Annotated in this window: 16 protein-coding genes and 4 tRNA genes; 18 read left to right on the top strand and 2 right to left on the bottom strand. The window is 56.2% G+C overall.

The features are described 5' to 3' along the window. Window positions 1-89: 89 nt before the first annotated feature. Window positions 90-1,349 (bottom strand): patatin-like phospholipase family protein, encoded by a 1,260-nt coding sequence (locus V3C63_RS01135; protein ID WP_329885980.1) that lies wholly within the window; start codon window positions 1,347-1,349, stop codon window positions 90-92. Further along, entirely contained in the window at window positions 1,349-2,812 is a 1,464-nt protein-coding gene (gene murC, locus V3C63_RS01130; protein ID WP_329885979.1) for a UDP-N-acetylmuramate--L-alanine ligase, read from the bottom strand. The genes V3C63_RS01135 and murC overlap by 1 nt, the downstream gene beginning before the upstream one ends. Window positions 2,813-3,013: 201 nt before the next feature. Here murC and spoVG point away from each other — a divergent pair, with 201 nt between their 5' ends. The 18 genes from spoVG (at window position 3,014) to hpt (ending at window position 18,466) form a co-directional block, all read left to right on the top strand. Beyond that, a complete protein-coding gene (gene spoVG / locus V3C63_RS01125) occupies window positions 3,014-3,346 on the top strand; it encodes a septation regulator SpoVG (RefSeq protein ID WP_329885978.1) in 333 nt (110 codons plus the stop codon). 229 nt (window positions 3,347-3,575) lie between these two features. Further along, the gene (locus tag V3C63_RS01120; RefSeq protein ID WP_329885977.1) at window positions 3,576-4,598 is read left to right on the top strand and encodes a bifunctional UDP-N-acetylglucosamine diphosphorylase/glucosamine-1-phosphate N-acetyltransferase GlmU; all 1,023 of its coding nucleotides are present in this window, start codon (window positions 3,576-3,578) and stop codon (window positions 4,596-4,598) included. A gap of 48 nt (window positions 4,599-4,646) precedes the next feature. Continuing rightward, window positions 4,647-5,606, top strand: a complete 960-nt coding sequence (locus tag V3C63_RS01115; RefSeq protein WP_329886259.1) for a ribose-phosphate diphosphokinase — start codon at window positions 4,647-4,649, stop codon at window positions 5,604-5,606. After that, a complete protein-coding gene (pth, locus tag V3C63_RS01110) occupies window positions 5,606-6,172 on the top strand; it encodes an aminoacyl-tRNA hydrolase (protein ID WP_329885976.1) in 567 nt (188 codons plus the stop codon). Before V3C63_RS01115 ends, pth begins: the two co-directional genes overlap by 1 nt. 25 nt (window positions 6,173-6,197) lie before the next feature. Further along, on the top strand, window positions 6,198-9,632 hold the full coding sequence (gene mfd / locus V3C63_RS01105) for a transcription-repair coupling factor (RefSeq protein ID WP_329885975.1): 3,435 nt from the start codon (window positions 6,198-6,200) through the stop codon (window positions 9,630-9,632). Between the two features lie 93 nt (window positions 9,633-9,725). Further along, the gene (locus V3C63_RS01100) at window positions 9,726-11,255 is read left to right on the top strand and encodes a peptidyl-prolyl cis-trans isomerase (protein WP_329885974.1); all 1,530 of its coding nucleotides are present in this window, start codon (window positions 9,726-9,728) and stop codon (window positions 11,253-11,255) included. 18 nt (window positions 11,256-11,273) lie between these two features. Continuing rightward, entirely contained in the window at window positions 11,274-12,920 is a 1,647-nt protein-coding gene (locus tag V3C63_RS01095; RefSeq protein WP_329885973.1) for a putative polysaccharide biosynthesis protein, read from the top strand. After that, window positions 12,917-13,771, top strand: a complete 855-nt coding sequence (mazG, locus tag V3C63_RS01090) for a nucleoside triphosphate pyrophosphohydrolase (protein WP_329885972.1) — start codon at window positions 12,917-12,919, stop codon at window positions 13,769-13,771. Before V3C63_RS01095 ends, mazG begins: the two co-directional genes overlap by 4 nt. Before the next feature lie 110 nt (window positions 13,772-13,881). Beyond that, on the top strand, window positions 13,882-14,157 hold the full coding sequence (locus V3C63_RS01085) for an HU family DNA-binding protein (RefSeq protein ID WP_329885971.1): 276 nt from the start codon (window positions 13,882-13,884) through the stop codon (window positions 14,155-14,157). A gap of 81 nt (window positions 14,158-14,238) precedes the next feature. Then, window positions 14,239-14,481 carry an RNA-binding S4 domain-containing protein gene (locus V3C63_RS01080; protein ID WP_329885970.1) on the top strand — a complete coding sequence of 81 codons (243 nt, stop codon included), beginning with the start codon at window positions 14,239-14,241 and terminating at the stop codon, window positions 14,479-14,481. A gap of 59 nt (window positions 14,482-14,540) precedes the next feature. Continuing rightward, window positions 14,541-15,008, top strand: coding sequence for a septum formation initiator family protein (locus V3C63_RS01075; protein WP_329885969.1), 468 nt, complete (start codon window positions 14,541-14,543; stop codon window positions 15,006-15,008). After that, window positions 15,008-15,949, top strand: a complete 942-nt coding sequence (locus tag V3C63_RS01070; RefSeq protein WP_329885968.1) for a Ppx/GppA phosphatase family protein — start codon at window positions 15,008-15,010, stop codon at window positions 15,947-15,949. Before V3C63_RS01075 ends, V3C63_RS01070 begins: the two co-directional genes overlap by 1 nt. 83 nt (window positions 15,950-16,032) lie before the next feature. Further along, window positions 16,033-16,121, top strand: a tRNA-Leu gene (locus V3C63_RS01065). Window positions 16,122-16,146: 25 nt separating this feature from the next. Then, window positions 16,147-16,223 (top strand) — tRNA-Met (locus tag V3C63_RS01060). An 8-nt stretch (window positions 16,224-16,231) separates the two neighbouring features. Continuing rightward, a tRNA-Met gene (locus V3C63_RS01055) sits at window positions 16,232-16,308 on the top strand. Between the two features lie 16 nt (window positions 16,309-16,324). Next, window positions 16,325-16,399, top strand: a tRNA-Glu gene (locus V3C63_RS01050). An 80-nt stretch (window positions 16,400-16,479) separates the two neighbouring features. Then, on the top strand, window positions 16,480-17,940 hold the full coding sequence (gene tilS, locus V3C63_RS01045) for a tRNA lysidine(34) synthetase TilS (protein ID WP_329885967.1): 1,461 nt from the start codon (window positions 16,480-16,482) through the stop codon (window positions 17,938-17,940). Then, a complete protein-coding gene (gene hpt, locus V3C63_RS01040) occupies window positions 17,930-18,466 on the top strand; it encodes a hypoxanthine phosphoribosyltransferase (RefSeq protein WP_329885966.1) in 537 nt (178 codons plus the stop codon). The genes tilS and hpt overlap by 11 nt, the downstream gene beginning before the upstream one ends. Window positions 18,467-18,503: the final 37 nt, after the last annotated feature.

Raw genomic sequence — 18,503 nt, 5'->3', positions numbered from 1 at the left:
AAGCAGCCGCGTGAAAAACGGCTGCTTTTTGCGTGGGGAAGCTTGGGCGAAAAGAGCATGAAAAAACCGCGCCTCGGCGCGGTGCGGTTTTAGGGACGGATCAGCTGATCGGCGGTGGCCTGAATCGAAAGGGTCGTGGCGGCGGCGACGCGCATCTCCGGGGTGAGATCGCCGGTCGATACGGTATCCGGCGCCTGCAGCAGCCGGGCGTATAAAGCGCCAAAGCCCTCGGTCACGAAGGACGATGCCGCACGGAGCACGGCGGTGTTCAGGGCATCCAAAATCGCGAGAATCAAAGCGTCCGGCGCGTAAACGGGGGCGGCCGGCACGACGAGCACCCGGGCGGTGAGCTCGAGCAGGGCAACCATCTTTTGAGGGGCGCGGCGCAGAGCAGAGTGATTCAGCTCGGCCATCAAGGCGCCGACGACGGCCTCCCGGCTGGCGTCCGCCGGGGATAAAACCGCCAGAAGGCCGCGCCTTAAAGCCGGATCCCCGGGCAGGGTTCCGAGAAAAGCCGTGAGCGCGTCGAAAAAACGATGGCCGCCGGCCGGGTCGATGCTGTAAAAATCGCCGAGAAGGTAATCGAGGGCCTTTAGCGCGTCGGTGCTGCCTCGGCTTTCCTGCCGGGCGAAGCGCTCGGTGTCATAATCGGGCGAAGGCGCCAGATAAACCGAGTGCTGAATCAGCGTCAGTCGGTGGCGCTGATCCCGGCGAAAGTCCGCACTTGCAAAATCGACGGCGACAAGGCGGGGCTCGGGCGCTTTTGAGGCCAGTGCCGCCGGCATGACGCTATAAAATCCAGCTTCGAGATAAGTCCGACGGCCGTCGGGAAGTGTCTTAAAAACCGGGATCAGCAAACCGGTCCACAAGTAGTTAATGAATTGTCCTTCGGGAACGGCCGACAGCTCACAGGATATCGGCAGGAGGGTTTCAGGATGTATGGTGACGAAGGAAAGTGCGACCGGCGACTGCCGCAGCCGTTTTTCGGAAAGATAGATTGACAACTGCTGGCGCAGGGCGCTGATTTCAGGATCGTGGCAGGCGCGGATATAGGCCTGGCGGAACGCGTCAAAATCAAGAGCCGCCCATTCCAGAACATAGCGTTTGGCCATGGCCTCTGCCGCGTGAACGATGGCCCCTGCCAGCGGGCTGCACCAAAAATTCCGGGCCGGGGCTTCTTTCCCCTGAGTGATAAAAGCCGCGGCTAAAGTGCCGGCTCCTGAGCCGACAACTCGGGATAAGGGCAGATTTCGGCTGCGGATGGCCCGGGCGACGCCCATGGTGTAGGGCCCTTGGGTGTCGCCGCTTAATACGAGGCAGATCGCCTCTTTCTCTGGAGTGGCAGCCATCAGGATTGCGCTGCTTTGTAAGGTGCGTCGGGATATTTTTCACGCAGAGCATCGACGAGCATATAAGCCACTTTGTTGATGTCGCCGGCGCCGGCCACCAACACCAAATCGTCGGTTTCCACATTGTCGGTTAGGAATTTGACGATATCGGTAAATTCAGAAATCACCACGACGGGTACCTGGTAATTTTGTTTGATGCGCTTGGCCAGGTCTTCCGGGAAAATATCCCAGTCGTTGGTTTCTCGGTTGGAATAAATCTCGCTGATGACGAGTTTGTCCACCTTTTCAAAGGACTTGACAAATTCGTCGAAAAGATAATAAATCCGAGAGTAGGAGTGGGGCTGATAAACCACCCACAGCTTGTTGTGGGCGTGGTTGAGGCAGGCGTCAATCACAACCTTTAATTCCGTCGGATGATGGGCATAGTCCTCGTAGACGTTGATGCCGCCGACGGCTCCGCGAAATTCGAACCGACGCTTGGCACCGCCGAAGTGATCAAGCGCCTCCTCGACCGTTTCTTTCTGAATATTTAAATAATCGGCACAGGCGATGCAGGCCATGGCGTTAAGCACATTGTGCTGTCCCGGAATGCGCAGGGCAAAGCGCCCGTAAAGCGTGCCGTTGTGATAAGCGTCAAAGATGGGATTGCCTTCGTCATTATAGGTAATGTTTCTGGCAACCCATTCGTTTTTGTCGCTGAGGCCGTAGGTGATCACCCAGCAGGCCAGATCGGCGACCACATCCAATACATCGTCAGAATCCCCGTAGGCGATCATCAGACCGTCGGGCGGCAGAATGCTGCCGAAATCGTGGAAGGAGTGTTTGATCTGCTTGAGGCCGCCCTTGAAATAATCAAGATGGTCTTCTTCGATGTTGGTGATAACGCCGATGAAATGTTCCGTTTTGAGGAAGGAATCGACGTATTCACAGGATTCGATTACCAGGTAATCGCTCTTGCCCAGGGTGGCGTTGCCGCCGATGACGCCGATATTGCCGCCGATGCTCACGGAGGGATCCATTTCGGCGCAGTGCAGCAGGGTGGCGATCATGGATGATGTCGTGGTCTTGCCGTGGGTGCCGGCAACCCCGATGGTTTTGGGAAAGACCTGGGAGAGCAGGCCCAGATAGTCCGAGCGCTCGACGAGGGGAATACCCAATGCTTTTGCGCGGATCATTTCCGGATTATCTTCGTGAACCGCGGCGGTAAAGACGGCCATGTCGACGTCGTCGCCGATGTTTTCCGCCTTTTGACCAATGTGGATGGTCGCGCCCTTGCCGGCGAGTTTTTCGGTGTACTTCGAGGAGACGATGTCGGATCCGGCCACATCAAATCCCTGATCGATGGCGATAAGCGCGAGTCCGCTCATGCTGCTGCCGCCAATGCCGATAAAATAAATTTTTTGGATTGGACGGCCAAATTTTTCTTTCAAATGAGCTTTCATATCTAATTTTTTGTGTTCCAACTTGAAAATGCTCCTTTAGGTTTCAAATAATGGATGAAATTATTATAGCAGTGATAAAAGTTGAAAGCAAATCGCAGTTGCCGTCAGTCGCGGCGATCATTCACAAAAAAATGATGAAAAGTATTTCAAAGTGTAAAGGTTTATGTTAAACTATATGCAACAGCATCACAGACTGCCAAGACCAAAGGGGGAGACATTATCATGGAGATTACAGACGTTCGAGTACGAAAAATTTATCCAGATGGCAAAATGCGTGGTATCATCTCGGTGACCTTTGATGATCTGTTTGTTGTGCACGATATCAAGGTGATTGAAGGACAGAACGGTTTCTTTATTGCGATGCCGAGCCGGAAGACGCCGGATGGGGAGTTTAAAGACATCTGCCATCCCATCAAATCCGAAATGCGAAAAGAATTGCAGGATGCGGTGCTTGAAGCCTATCAACAGGCGGTATGCGACCAGGAAGCAGCGGAAGTTGAAGACGACGATATCGAATTGGAAGTGGATTATGAAGATGACACCTCGTCATTTTAGGAACTTTAAGGCGATGGCAGTGTGCAGTTAGAAATCAAAAGTCTGATTTTCAGGGAAGGGCGAAAGCTCTTCCTTTTTTATCGTGGATATCCAATCGTTCAGTTGGGGGGATAAAACAAAAATTGCGTCCTCACCCTATGGACAGGAGCGTGATTTAACGGTATGATGCTATGGACGAAACGTTTTTACGATATGAATGAGCGTCAAATTTAGAAGAAGGCCGGTGGCAATGAAAGAGACAAAAACCATTATTCTCGCGGCGGGCAAGGGCACGCGCATGCGCTCTAAGCACGCGAAGGTGCTGCACCGCATCTGCGGCAGATCCCTGGTGGACCATGTGATTCGCGCCAATCATCAGGCGGGGATTAAAGCGATCGCTGTGATTGTCGGCTATCAGGCGCAGGCAGTGCGCGACGCGCTGCCGGATGCGATTGAAACGTTTGAACAGGCCGAGCAGTTGGGCACCGGTCATGCGGTGGCGCGGGCCCTGCCGTTTATTGAAGACTTTGACGGCAATGTGCTGATTTTGGTGGGCGACGCCCCTTTGGTGCGCCCGGAAACCCTGAGAGGACTCATCGAGGCGCACGAGGCCGGCGGCTTTGCCGCGACGGTGCTGACGGCGCATTTTGACGATCCGACAGGCTACGGCCGTATTGTCAAAGACGGCGGTGCACTCCGGAAAATTGTGGAGGAAAAGGACGCATCCGCGGCAGAGCGGGCCATCTCTGAGATCAACTCGGGGATGTATTGCTTTGACGCGGCGGCGCTGCGCGAAGCATTGATAGAGATTCGGCCGAACAACGCCCAGGGTGAATATTATTTAACGGACAGCATCGAAATCCTGCGGCGGGCCGGCAAAACCGTGGGATCCTACCCGACGCCGAACTTTGAGGATATTGTGGCCGTCAATTCAAAGGGGCAACTGGCAGAGGCGGCGGCCATCATGCAGCGGCGTATTAATCAAAAATGGCTGGATGCTGGCGCACTCATTGTGGATCCGGTCAACACTTATTTGAGCTGCGACACCCAAATCGGCCGGGACGCGGTGATTGAACCCGGCGTGATCACCGAGGGGCGGGTGATCATCGGCGAGAACGCGATGATCGGCAGCGGCAGCCGCTTGACGGAAGCGGTGATCGGCGAGGGCGCCGTTGTGATGTTGTCGATGGTCAGTCATGCTGCGATTGCTCCGGGGCAGCATGTTGGCCCCTATGCGGCGGTCCGGGAATCAAGCGCAGAAATATCAAATTAGTTGGAAACACGTGAAAAACAGCAGGTTGTTTTGGAGGTAAAAAGGAAGATGGACGGCAATTTTAGCGGCATTAAAGTGATCACGGGAAACGGCAATCAGCCGCTGGCCCGGGATATTGCGGCCTATTTGGAAGTGTCTTTGTGCAATGCCGAAGTGATGCACTTCAGCGACGGGGAGATCGGTCTGAACATTCATGAATCTGTTCGCGGGGCGGATGTCTTTGTGATTCAATCGACCAGCAATCCCTGCAACGACAATTTGATGGAGCTGTTGATTTTAATCGACGCCCTGAAGCGGGCCTCCGCCGGGCGCATCACGGCCGTGATGCCCTACTTCGGCTATGCCCGGCAGGATCGCAAGGCCAAATCCCGGGATCCGATCACCGCTAAACTGGTGGCCAATCTCATCACCACGGCCGGGGCGGACCGGGTGCTGACCATGGATCTGCATTCCAATCAGATTCAGGGATTTTTTGATATCCCGCTGGATCATCTGGCCGGCGGCAGCATTATTGCCGATTATTTCGCGTCGAAAAATCTGGACGATATGGCCGTGGTGGCGCCGGATGCCGGCTCCGTCAAGCGGACGCGCAAACTGGCGAGAGCCCTGGGGGTGCCCTTTGCCATCATCGACAAGGAAAGGCCCAAGCCGAACGAAACGGCGGTCATGGGCGTGATCGGTGAAGTCAAGGGCAAGAACTGCATCATGATCGACGATATGATCGATACGGCGGGGACCATTACCACCGGGGCCAACGCCATTATGGAACTGGGCGCGAAGTCGGTGCGCGCCGGCTGCACCCATGGGGTGTTTTCCGGGCCGGCCATGGAGCGCATCGAGAAATCCGCCCTGGAAGAGCTAGTGACGCTGGACACCATCGAAATTCCCGAAAAAAAACGTATCGACAAACTCAAAATTCTGTCCACCGGTGCGACCTTCGGGCGGGCTATCGATTATATTCATCTGGGCAGACCGCTCAGCCGTCTGTTTACCGGGAGCTACTCCTGATGTTTTTAATCGTCGGTTTGGGAAATCCGGGCCCACGCTATGCCGACACCAGGCATAACGTGGGCTTTATGGCGGTTGACGCTTTGGCCAAAGCTAAGCAAGTGCAGCTGGACAAGGCGGAGCACTTCGGACTGACGGGCGATTATCGCGAGGGTGCCGAAAAAGTCAAGCTGGTTTTGCCTCAGACCTTTATGAACGAGAGCGGGCAATGCGTCCGCGCGCTGGCGGATTACTACAAGGTGCCTTCCGAGCAGATCGTTGTGATTTACGATGATGCGGACCTGGCGCCCGGCCAGCTGCGGATTCGCCAAAAAGGCGGCGCCGGCACCCACAACGGGATGCGTTCGGTGGTCGGGCATCTGGGGACGACGGCCTTTCCCCGGGTGCGCATCGGCATCGGCGAAAACCCCCGTGGTTGGGATCTGGCCGATTATGTGCTGAGCCGTCTTTCCGGCGACGACGGCGAGGCGGTGAGGGCGGCGGTCGGGCAGGCGGCCAAAGCCGCAGCGATGATCGTCAGCGACGGCGTGGATCTCGCGATGAACCGCATGAACGTGCGCAGATGATCATTGGCAGAAGAACGGGATCAATATGAATCGCAAAATTTTTGATTTTTTTGACACCACGAAAAGTCACCGCATTGTCGAACGGCTGCGCGCGGGGGCATCGGTTAACCTTTCAAACGTCAAGGACGGTTTGAAAGGTTTTTTGGCGTTGTATTTGCGGGAGGCGACCAAGGGTCATCTGCTTTATATTACGGCGACGGACCGCGAGGCGCTGGCCAAGGCGGAGCGGCTGGCCCAGTGGGCGCCGGATAACGTGCTATACTTCCCCGAGGAACCGATTCACGATTATTTTTCGGATGTGCACAGCCGGGAGATCACCGAAAAGCGGATGCAGGTGCTCGAGCAGCTCCTGTGGCGCCGCAAATACGTGATTTGCACCTCGGTGAGCAACCTGCTTAAAAAAATGCCGGCAAGCCAGGCGCTTAAGAAGCGGTTTTTAACGCTCAAGCCGGGAATGACGCTGGAGCCCGACGATTTGGCGGCGCAGCTGTCGGATCGGGGCTATATCCGGGTTAGCCAGGTGGAAAGCGCCGGCCAATATGCCAAACGGGGCGAGATCGTGGATGTGTTTCCCGTCGGGGCAGCGACCGGCGTCCGCGCGGATTTCTTTGACGACGAGCTCGAATCCCTGAAGCAGATGGACATGGCGACCCAGCGCAGCGCACGGGCATTGGAACGCATTAAAATGGCGCCGGTGCGCGAATCGATTTTAAGCCGTGGAGAACGGGAACGGCTGCTTAAAACGATGGCAGCGCGTTATGGCGGCACGGCTCATGCGGCGTTGATCGATCGATTGCTGGCGGAGCCGATGGAACACGACGAGACCTTCTCGGCCTTCGCTGGCGAACGCAGCAGCCTGGAAAGCTATCTGGGCAAGCAGGCCGTGATTTTCTGGGACGAGTGGGAGCAGGCGGCTGCGGCGGCCGAGACCTTCCTCGAAAAAAGCCGAAAGAATTTCGAGACGCTGATCGATGCCGGCGAGTTGTTTCCGGAAGAGGGAGAGAAATTCTGGGAGCTCGATGCGCTTGCGGCAGTGCTTGGCCGGCGGCCGACGGTCAAAGTTAACCTGTTCGCGGCCGCGCGCGGCAATGGAGCCGAAACGTTTGATATGAATGCCCGCAGTATCGAAAGCTTTGTGGGGCGGGTGCCTTATTTTTGCGATATGCTCAAGCAGCACTTGGCGAACCGCGACCGCATCGTCATTGGCTGTCGGAGCGCCAGAGGCGAAAAGGCCGTCCGTACGCTGCTCGGCGAGCAGAACCTCGGCATTTACAGCGACGGCACGACGCCGGGAGTTTATTTTGTGCAGGGCGAATTCTCCGAAGGGTTTGAGCTGCCGGCCGAGCAACTGGTGTTTATCAGCCAGTCGGAGATTTTTAAACCGGCGGCGCGAAAAAAGCGCCGCCGAAAAACGCCGTCCGGCAAAAAAATCGAGACCTTCACAAGCCTGTCCGCCGGGGATTATGTGGTGCACGATATCCACGGCATCGGCGTTTATCAGGGCATCGAGAAGATGACCATCGGCGAGACCACCAAGGACATGATCGTCATCGCCTATCGGGGGGACGACCGTTTTTATCTGCCGGTGGATCAGATGGGCTCGATCCAGGCTTATATCGGCACCGGCGGAGATCGGAAGCCGAAAGTGAATACCCTGGGGCGGCCGGATTGGGCCAAAACCAAGGCCAGGGCCAAGAAGGCCGTGGAGGACATGGCCGACGAGCTGATCGCCCTTTATGCCGCAAGGCGGTCCCGGCCCGGCTACGCCTTTGGCAAAGACACCTCCTGGCAGCAGGCATTCGAGGACGCCTTCCCCTATGAAGAGACGGACGATCAGCTGCGCGCCATCGAGGAGATCAAGGCGGATATGGAAAAGCCGGTGCCCATGGACCGGCTGCTTTGCGGCGACGTGGGCTACGGCAAAACCGAGGTGGCACTGCGGGCGGCCTTTAAAGCCGTGATGGACAGCAAGCAGGTGGCCTTGCTGGTGCCGACCACCATTCTGGCCCAGCAGCATTACGGGACGATGCGGGCGCGCTTTGCCCGTTACCCGATCACCGTGGAGGTGATGAGCCGCTTCCGAACGCCCAAGGAGCAAAAGGCCGTCCTCGCTGATCTTGCCGCCGGCCGGGTGGATGTGGTGGTGGGCACCCACCGGCTGCTCTCCAAGGACATGCGTTTCAAGGATCTGGGCCTTTTGATCGTGGATGAGGAGCAGCGCTTTGGAGTGCGTTCCAAAGAAAAGCTGAAGAGTCTGCGGGAGAACGTCGATGTGCTGACCCTCTCGGCGACGCCGATCCCCCGGACGCTGCACATGTCGATGACGGGCATCCGGGATATGAGCGTGATTGCCGAGCCGCCGGTGGGCCGCCGGCCGGTGCGCACCTATGTAATGCGCGACAACGCGGTGGTGGTCGGCGATGCCATCGCCCGGGAAATCCGCCGGGGCGGCCAGGTGTATTTCGTGCACAACCGCATCAAGGATCTGAACGAGCGGGCCGATCGGGTGCGACGGATGGTTCCCGGCGCCCGGGTGGCGACGGCTCATGGGCAGATGAGTGGGGAGACGCTCGAAAAAATTATGGAAGCCTTTGTCGACAGAAGCTACGATGTGCTGGTGACGACAGCCATCGTCGAGTCGGGGCTCGATGTGCGCAACGCCAACACAATGATCGTTGACGACGGCGACGCCATGGGCCTCTCCCAGCTGTATCAACTGCGGGGGCGGGTCGGCCGTTCGAGCAATCAGGCATTCTGCTATATTCTTTACAAGCGCAGGGCCCTGTCGGACGTCGCCCAGAAACGGCTGAAGGCCATCAAGGATTTCACGGCTTTCGGATCGGGCTTTAAAGTGGCGATGCGCGATCTGGAAATCCGCGGAGCCGGCAATATCCTCGGCTCCGAGCAGTCGGGGCATCTTTTCAGCATCGGTTACGAAATGTACTGCCGCATTCTGGAAGAGACCATCGCCGAGCACACCGGCCATCTGCCGAAAGCGGCGGCCGAGAAGGAGCCGGTTAAAATCAACCTGGAGCTCGACGCCTATATTCCGGAGACTTATATCGACAGCGAGGTCGTGAAATACGATATCTATAAAAAAATCGCTGCCCTCGCCAACGAGGATGATCTGGCCGGGATGACGGCTGCCCTCGAGGATCGTTTCGGCCCGGTGCCGGCCAGCGTGCGCAATTTGCTTAAGCTGTCGGTGGTCGGGCGCATGGCCGAGGCCTGCAATGTGACCGAGCTTCGCCAGCAGCGCGACCGGGTGCTGCTCTTTTTCGACGAAGCGAAGCCGGTTCCCATGCCCGCCGGCGATGTGGTGCAGTTGCTCTTTGCGCGCTTCGGCGTCAAGTTCAAGGCGGACAGACACCGGGATAAGGTGTGGTCCATCGCCCTTGGCGGGCGTATCCAGGCCAAAATGCTGGATCATCTGATGGAATTCTTTAAGAAAATACAGTAAAAGCGAAAGATGTGGTAGAATGTTAGCATCTTAAGATGGCGGACCGCCTGCCGGCGGTTCGGCAGAATGACTTTAGAGCTTAAAGGAGAAAATATGCAAGGGATAAAAAAAAATCCAAAGCAATCGGGACGGCCGGCCGCGATCATCGGCAGGACGCTCACGGCGGCGGTTTGTCTGGGACTGGTGGGCGCGCTCGTTTCAGGATGCGCGCTGGTCACCGTCAATCCTAAAAGAGATCGGGCGCAGGTGATTGCCACCATTAACGGCAAGCAGCTTACCAAGGCGGTTTATAGCAACACGATGGCCAATACGGCCATTTATTACGCGGTGAACGGCCAGACCATGCCCACCGGCTCGGATCTGAAAGATTTGCAGAAGAACACCTTTGATGCGGTGATTCAAAATCAGGTGCTGGCGGCCAAGGCCAGGAAAGACAAATTGAAGGTGAACGAAGCTTCGGCGAAGAAAACGGGCGCCATCACCTATCAGGCGGTTAAAAAACAGGCGGCCAAGAAATACGCGGGGATTTTGAAAAATTATTCGACCAATGACAAATTGTTCGCGCAGTTCATGCAGGACAATACTGTGACGACCGAATATGCCTCGAAGGCACTGACTGCTTATAAAAAACAGTTGAAGAAGCATCCGTATCGCTTCTTGGACAAATCCGTCGGCACCGCTGACAAAGAGAAGGTGACCCACGGCGAATACTACTATTATTATGTCGGCAAGGTGTTATCGACATATGCGTCTACCGGATCGGCCCCGGCGACGGATGAAGTCACCCGGAAGAGGATCAATCGGTCGGTTTTTAAAACCATCGGCACCTATCGCGGCATGATTCAGTACTGTAAGGATCACCACATTAAGATTTCGAGCGATGCGGTCGCGGCGCAGCAAAAGCTCCTCAACATGACGCTGAAGATGTATTTTCCCAAGGACAGCACGCTGGATTCGTATCTTCAGAATTATGGGATGACGGCGTCCATTTTCCGCAAATATCAAAGGGAAGAAGCTAAGGGGAGAGCGGCGCAGGCGGCGATTCGTTCGGCGCTGGCCAAGGATGTGAAGGTTTCGAATCAGGACGTGAAGGAATATTACGAAAATCACGAATCGACTTATAACCCTAAGACGGTGTCGGCCTGCCATATCCTGACGAAGGATCCGACCCTGGCGAAAAAAATCGCGAAGGAAGCCGAGGAGATCAAAACCAAGGCAGCCTTTGAAAAACTAATGCGCAAATATTCGACCAAAACCAATAAAAAGATTTTGGAATCGATGGATCTGGGGGCGTTTAAAAGCACCCGCATGGTGCCGGCTTTTTCCAAGGCGGCCTTTAGCGCATCAAAAAACACGGCGGTCGGTCCGGTTAAAACCGCCAATGGCTATCACGTGATCTTTGTGTACGACAAAACCAAAAAGAAGGATTCCTGGAAAAATCACAAGGCGGCCATTACGCAGACCATCCAGCAGAATGAATCGAAGAAAGCGTATCAGAAGCGGATCAAAGACCTTCAGGATGTCAAAGTGGATGTGGACGACGAAATCAAAGATCTTACGACGGATTATGTTGACCAGCTCAAAAAGGAACTTCACGTTAAAACATACGAAAAGCGCATTTAAAATGGACAGAGGCGATCGGTGAGTAACAATCAATCGAATGAAGCGAAAAAAACGAGCAATTTTTTAAAAGGGGCGACCATTTTGGCGGCGGCAGGCGTTTTGTCCCGCCTCCTCGGCCTTTTTTACAAGGTACCACTTTATCGCCTGGTCGGCAGCTTCGGCAATGGCATTTACGGCAATGTCACCAATATTTACAACATGCTGCTCATGGTGTCGACGGTGGGGGTTCCCGTCGCGATTTCAAAGATGGTTTCAGAAAGCACGGCCGTGGGTGATTATCGCGGCGCAAAAGACGTGTTTCACGTCTCGATGGCTGCTCTGTTGGTGCTCGGCGGCGTTTCCAGCTTGTTTCTGGGCTTTGGCGCGCGCTTTATCATCCGCATCGCTCACTGGCCGCCGGAAAGCTACAGCGCCATCATTGCCATTGCGCCGGCCCCGTTCATCATTTCCGTTTGCTCAGCCTTTCGAGGATTTTTTCAGGGCTTTCAGATTATGACGCCGACGGCGATCTCCCAGATCGTCGAGCAGGTCGTGCGGGTGTTTCTGGGCATCCTGCTGTGCTGGTTTTATGTGACGGGAATCCGTCATGATATCGGGAGGGGTGTCGGCGGCGCGATTTTTGGCGCGACGGCCGGCGGGATGGTCGCGGCGGTGATGCTGGCGGCAATCTTTTGGATCTTCATGGATACCTATGGGGCGAAGCTTGAGTGCACGACGCGCAAGAAGCCGCGGAGCTGGCAGCGCCTGCTGAGACGGCTGGTGGTGATCGCCGTGCCGGTGACCCTCACTTCGGTGATCGTGTCGCTTTTTGCGACGATCAATTCCTTTATTTATGTGCCGCGGCTGGCGGTGGCGGGCATCAATGCGCACACGGCTACGATGATGTTCGGCGACTTTACCAATGTGGATACCCTGGTGAATGTGCCGCTCATCATCTCGGCCAATTTGGCGGTGGCCATGATTCCGGCGATTTCTGAATCCTTCGCGCTGAGGGATAGGGTGACGACGAACCACAAAATTGATTTGGCCATCCGCATTGTGATTCTCGTCGGGCTGCCCTGCTGCGTGGGGATGTCGGTGCTTTCGAAGGGGATTTTCAATTTGCTCTTTCCGGGATCGAAATATGGCCCGGGGATGCTCCGGGTTTTTGCCTACGCGACGATGTTCATGATGCTCTCCAATATTTTTCAAAGCATTCTGCAGTCCATTGACCATTTTCGCGTGCCGCTGATCACGCTGGGACTGGGGATCATCGTGTTTTCGGTTACCGGCTGGATTGCTATGAGCATTCCGGCGATCAATATCTACGGCATGGGGCTGGACTATATGTTGACCTTTATTTATCTGACGGTCGCCAACTACATCTGCGTGAAGCGTTTTACCGGCGTGCGTATTTCGTGGCGCCGGACGGTGGTGAAGCCGCTGATTGCGACCGCGGTGATGGGCGTTATCACATCGCTGGTTTACCGGTGTCTTTTGGGGGTGATCGGCAATTTTCTGGCAATGATGATTGCCTTTGCGGCGGCGGTGGCGGTGTATGCGGTGATGATTATCCTGACGGGAGCGATCAGCGACGAAGAGATCACGGTGCTGCCCGGTCATCGCCGGATTGTTCCTCTTTATCGGAAGCTGCTGTATTGGCGGCAGAGGGTGTTTAAAGCATGACAAAAGATTTGAAGCATTCAGAGGCAACAGAATATCGGCTGCCCGTTAGTGATCCTAAGGCTTGTCTGGCGATGGATCCCCGCCGCTTTGAAACGCTCGTCGCGATCATGGCGGCTTTGCGCTCGGAAAACGGCTGCCCTTGGGACAAGGTACAGACGCATATTTCCTTAACGCGTTATTTGCTGGAAGAATGCTATGAGGTGCTTGACGCCATCGAAAGCGAAGATCGGGACAACCTGATTGAGGAGCTGGGCGACGTGCTCTTTCAGGTGGCGTTTCATGCGCAGCTCGGGCGGGAATCGGAAGGCTTTGATATCGGCGATGTGCTCTCAAGGATCAACCGAAAGATGATTCATCGTCATCCCCACGTTTTCGGGGATGCTCGGGTCGAGGCTGTCGATTGGGAGGCGCTCAAGCGGGACGAAAAGCAAACGGCGACGCTGTCAGAAGAGCTCGACCGCATCCCCCGGGGCTTCACGGCGCTGATGCAGGCGGAAAAGCTTTTGGCCAAGGCCGGCAAGGCGGGCTTTGACTGGCGGGATCCGGCGCCGGCGCTGGCCAAAGTCCGGGAGGAAAGCGATGAAGTGGCCGAGGCGGCGGGCTCGGGCGACCGCGCTCATTTGGAAGAAGAACTGGGCGATCTGCTTTTGGCCGCCGTGAACGTGGTGCGGCTTTGCGGCTTCCAGCCGGAGTTGGTGCTGCGAAAGAGCAATGCCAAATTCGCCGGACGCCTGAAGAAAATGGAAGCATTGGCGGCGCGCCAGGAGAAACAGCCGGGCGAATACGCGGCGGCGCAGCTCGAGGCTTTGCGGCAAAGCATCAAGGCGAAAGGCGGCGATCCGGAGCAGTAACTTTTTGATCAATACCTGAAAAGTGCAAGAAAAAGCTTGTGTTTATGCGCATTCATGCGTATAATAGAGAAAACTATTTATTTTGAAAATAACATGTATGGAGGGACAGTATGAATAAGTCTGAATTGGTTGCTGCAATGGCAGAAAAGACCGGTTTGCCAAAAAAAGATGCGGAAAAGGCGCTGACCGCTTTTACCGATATCATCGTCGAAACATTGCAGAGAGGCGACAAGGTGTCGCTGGTTGGTTTCGGGACCTTTGATGTGCGCCACAGAGCGGCAAGACAGGGCCTGAATCCGAGAACCAAAGAGCCCATCGAAATCAAGGCTTCCGATGCGCCGGCTTTCAAAGCGGGCAAAGCCTTTAAGGACGCGCTGAATAAATAATTCGACCGAAACGAAGCCGGGGTGATGCTCCGGCTTTTATTTTATGCTGAATGCGAATACCAACGGAGCAGGAGGGGCGCTATGCGCGTAGATAAATTTTTGAAAAACAGCCGGCTCATCAAACGAAGAACGGTGAGCAAAGCGGCGTGTGACAGCGGGCGCATCGCGGTTAACGGGCAGGCCGCGAAGGCCGGCACCCAGGTGAAAGTCGGCGATATTCTGACGCTGAGCTTTGGCAGCGGCGTGCAAAGGGTTGAAATCCTCGCCGTGCCGGATCACGTACCGAAGGACATGGCCGACTCCCTTTACCGCGTGATGGAATGAAGCGGCGCTGATCGAGATGAAGGCCGGTGCCGAAAGGGATGGAGCAAAAGGAGAAAGGCATGGCGCAAAAGCAGCAATCAAATTCCGACAAACCGGCTGGCCGTCGGCGAAAAAAAAGAACGCGCAACGGCACATCCCGGGCTGAACGGTGGTTTTACCGCAATCGGGCGACGGTTCTCAGCGTGGGGGTGGTCGTGGCGCTTTTTCTCTGGCTCTACGGTTCGCGCTTTGTGCAAATTTTTCGCCTGATGGGGCAGAAAAGAGATTTAACAGCGCAGCTCCAGCAGGAAAAAACAAGAAAGATTCGTTTGGATGAAGAGATTCGGCAGATCAACACCCGCCATTACACGGAATACATCGCGCACAAGAATCTCAACCTGTATTATCCCGAGGAAAAGATCATCATCCGCGCGAAGACCGAGGCGGAGGCCAAGGCACAGAAGGCCAAGAAGAAAAGGGCGGAGAAGGCGAAAGCTGATCAAGAGCAGGCCGAAACCCAAACGCACAATGAGGAGGATCGGAATTAATGGCAGCGGAAAACACCCTTCAGGCCGTGATCGATATCGGGACCAACTCCATGCGCCTGCTGATTTACCGGTTTGACGCGGCCGGCACTCTGCAGCGGACGGGCAAATGGGTGCAATATACCCGGATGGGCGAAGGCGTCGATCGCACCGGCCGTCTGGCGGACGGGGCCATCGCGCGCAATCTGAAGGCCCTGCGTGATTTTGTCGCCCGGGCGACAGTTCAGGGGGTGGCTCTGCCGGCGATCGCGGCTTTTGCGACCAGCGCCGTGCGCGATGCCGAAAACGGGGCGGATTTTTGCAAGGCGGCCCTTCGCGAAACCGGGGTAAACGTGCAGGTGATCGACGGGGAAACAGAAGCAGCCTATGGTTTTGCCGGCGTCTCCCAATGTTTTGACAGCCGCATATTCATCTGCGATATCGGGGGCGGCAGCACCGAACTCATTCTGGGCGCGAACAGCCAAATCGAGACAGCTATGAGCCTAAATATGGGCTGTGTCCGGGCCACGGAAAAATGGCTGACAGCCGATCCGCCGAGCCGCGAGGCAATGGGCGCGGTTGAAGAGGCGACGGCGGCGATGCTGAGCGAAGCGCTGCCGGCCTATGATTTGTCGGCGCCTTATCAGCTGGTAGGCATCGGCGGCACGGTGACCACCCTGACGGCGATCAGACAGCGGCTGACCGACTACGATCGGGACGCTGTGCACCTGAGTCGGCTGAGCGCGGCCGATGTCGAGGCTTTGCAGGCAAAACTGGCGGCGGTGCCCCTGGCGGCGCGCAAAAAAATAGCGGGGCTGGCGCCCGGTCGGGCCGATATTATTTTGGCCGGCACGGCCATCCTTAAAGCCGTGATGAAGGCCTGCCGTCAGGATGCGCTGGTGATCTGCGACAACGACAATCTGGAGGGCGCGGCGCTTTTGATGCGGCGGCGCGGCGGGGGTTAAAATAAAATAAAAAAAGAGTTGACAAGGACAGGGACAAAGCGTATACTAATTCTTGTCCTTTGGAGAGGATGGTTAAAGTGATCGCCGGAGTGGCGGAACTGGCAGACGCACAGGACTTAAAATCCTGCGATCCTTTTCGATCGTACCGGTTCGATTCCGGTCTCCGGCACCATTTTAATGATGTCAGTATTATTCGTCGCGGGGTGGAGCAGTTTGGTAGCTCGTCGGGCTCATAACCCGGAGGTCATAGGTTCAAATCCTGTCCCCGCAACCATTTTTTATGGCGGCGTAGCTCAGTTGGCTAGAGCATACGGTTCATACCCGTAGTGTCAGCGGTTCGACCCCGTTCGCCGCTACCATTATTTTCCACAGCGTGGCCCGTTGGTCAAGCGGTTAAGACATCGCCCTTTCACGGCGATAACGGGAGTTCGATTCTCCCACGGGTCACCATTTGACGATTTACCTGGAGCAGTAGCTTCAGGTTTTTTTTTACCATTTTTCAGTCAGGTATTTGCAAAAGGAGGTCCCATGTGTCCCATTCACATGCGTTCGCGTCTTCTGCCAGGCCCGCGGGGGTGCGGGCGTTTTGCGGCGACGTTTTAAAAACCATCCGAGTCCATCAGATGTTTGAACCGGGGGATCGGGTGCTCGTCGGGGTTTCCGGTGGCATCGACTCCATGGCGCTGCTGCATTTTTTATGGACCCACGCCGATGCGCTGGGCATTGCGGTGATGGCGGGGCATGTCAATCATCGGATTCGCGGGGAGGCGGCCGAGGGCGACCAAACCTTTGTGGCGCGGTGGTGTGCGGATCACAGCATTCCCGTGCTCACGGCGGCGGCGGATGTGCCGCTGATGGCCAAAGAGCGAAAAATCAGTCTCGAGACGGCGGGACGCTTGGCGCGGCGCCGATGTTTTGAGCGCTGGCAGCGGCAGACGGGCGCGGCCAAAATCGCCCTGGCCCATCATCTGGACGATCAGGCCGAGACGGTGCTGATGCATTTGATCCGCGGCGCGGGCATTCGGGGGGCGGCCGGGATGCGGCCGGTAGCCGGAGCGTTCGTGCGGCCCTTTCTTCAGGTGCGCCGGGAGGCGATCGAGGCCTATGCCGCGGCACAGCAGCTGCCCCACGTGGAGGACGCGACCAACGCCTCCGACGCGTTTATGCGCAACCGACTGCGGCATCAGGTGATGCCGGTGCTGACGGCCTGCAACGCCCGGGCGGTGGCACACATCGGGGCCTTCGCCGAGCAGGCGGCAGACTGGTGCGATGCACAGGGGGCAATCCTGGAGACGGCCCGTGAGCGCTGCGTGACGCCGACGGACTGCGGGACCGAGGTGGATCTGCCCGAATGGCGCGCACTGCCCGCGGCGGTGCAGGGAGCCCTTTTAAATCGGGTGATGGCCGAGGCGGCCCAAACGGCCGTCGATTTCGAGGCGCGCCATGTGCGGCTGCTGCAGGAGAAGCTCACCGCGCCGGCGACCACCTGGGATCTGGATCTGCCTCATCATCTACAGGTGCGCCGGCGCTATGACCGACTGATTTTTTCCCGCGGCGGTCAGTGGCGGCCAAAGCCCTTTCGCGGCGTTTATGCCCTGCGGCGCTCCCAGCGGATTTACGACAGCGCGTCCGGTTTTTGCTTTCAGGTGCGGATTGAAATGGCAGAAAGCGGCAAAGGGACAAAAAATTGTCATAAATACAAATTTGTTAATGAAATTGCGTTTGATTATGGTAAAATTAAAAGCGATCTGGTGCTTCGCGGCAGAAGTCCGGGAGATTGGGTTGTGCTGGCCGGCGTCGGCCGTCAAAAGCTTAAAAAATTTTTGATGGCGCGTCGCATCGACCGCGATCTGCGGGATACCTTGCCGATTTTGGCGGAAGAAAATCGCGTTGTGGCCATTTTGGGCTTCTACCAGGACCCAGCCTACCAAGTGAGTGATCAAACACAGACAAAATTCACATTAAGATGGGAGAAGATCATTGCTGGCTGATATTGAGAAAGTATTGCTGACGGAAGAACAACTGCGCACAAGAATCCGGGAACTGGGCCGGAGCATTACGGCAGACTATCGGGATAAGCCTTTGCTTGCGCTGTGCATTTTGCGAGGAAGTTTTGTATTTTTTGCCGATCTGGTCCGAAGTGTCAGTATACCGGTGGAGGTGGCGTTCATGCACGCGGCCAGTTACTTTGCCGACACCCAGAGCTCGGGAGAGGTTCAGCTGCCGGACGAAGCCATGCTTGCCGCCGAGGGGAAGAACGTGCTCATCGTCGAGGACATCGTGGATTCCGGCCGGACATTGCGCGCCCTCAAGGAAACTTTGCTTGGCAAGAACGTCAGCAGCCTGAAGATTGCTACCCTGCTCGATAAACCGGAGCGGCGGGTGGTCGATATCGATGTGGATTACTGCGGTTTTCAGGTTCCCGACGAATTTGTGGTGGGCTATGGTCTGGATTATAATCAGTGCTATCGCAATTTGCCCTATATCGGCATTCTAAAAAGAGAAATTTACAACTGAGATCAAAGCGTCGGCGCAATATTGGAAAGATTTTGCA

This window comes from Pseudoramibacter faecis, assembly GCF_036289405.1.
Taxonomy (GTDB): domain Bacteria; phylum Bacillota; class Clostridia; order Eubacteriales; family Eubacteriaceae; genus Pseudoramibacter; species Pseudoramibacter faecis.
The sequence above is the reverse complement of the archived record's forward strand: the minus strand, read 5'-3'. Positions and strand labels throughout refer to the sequence as shown.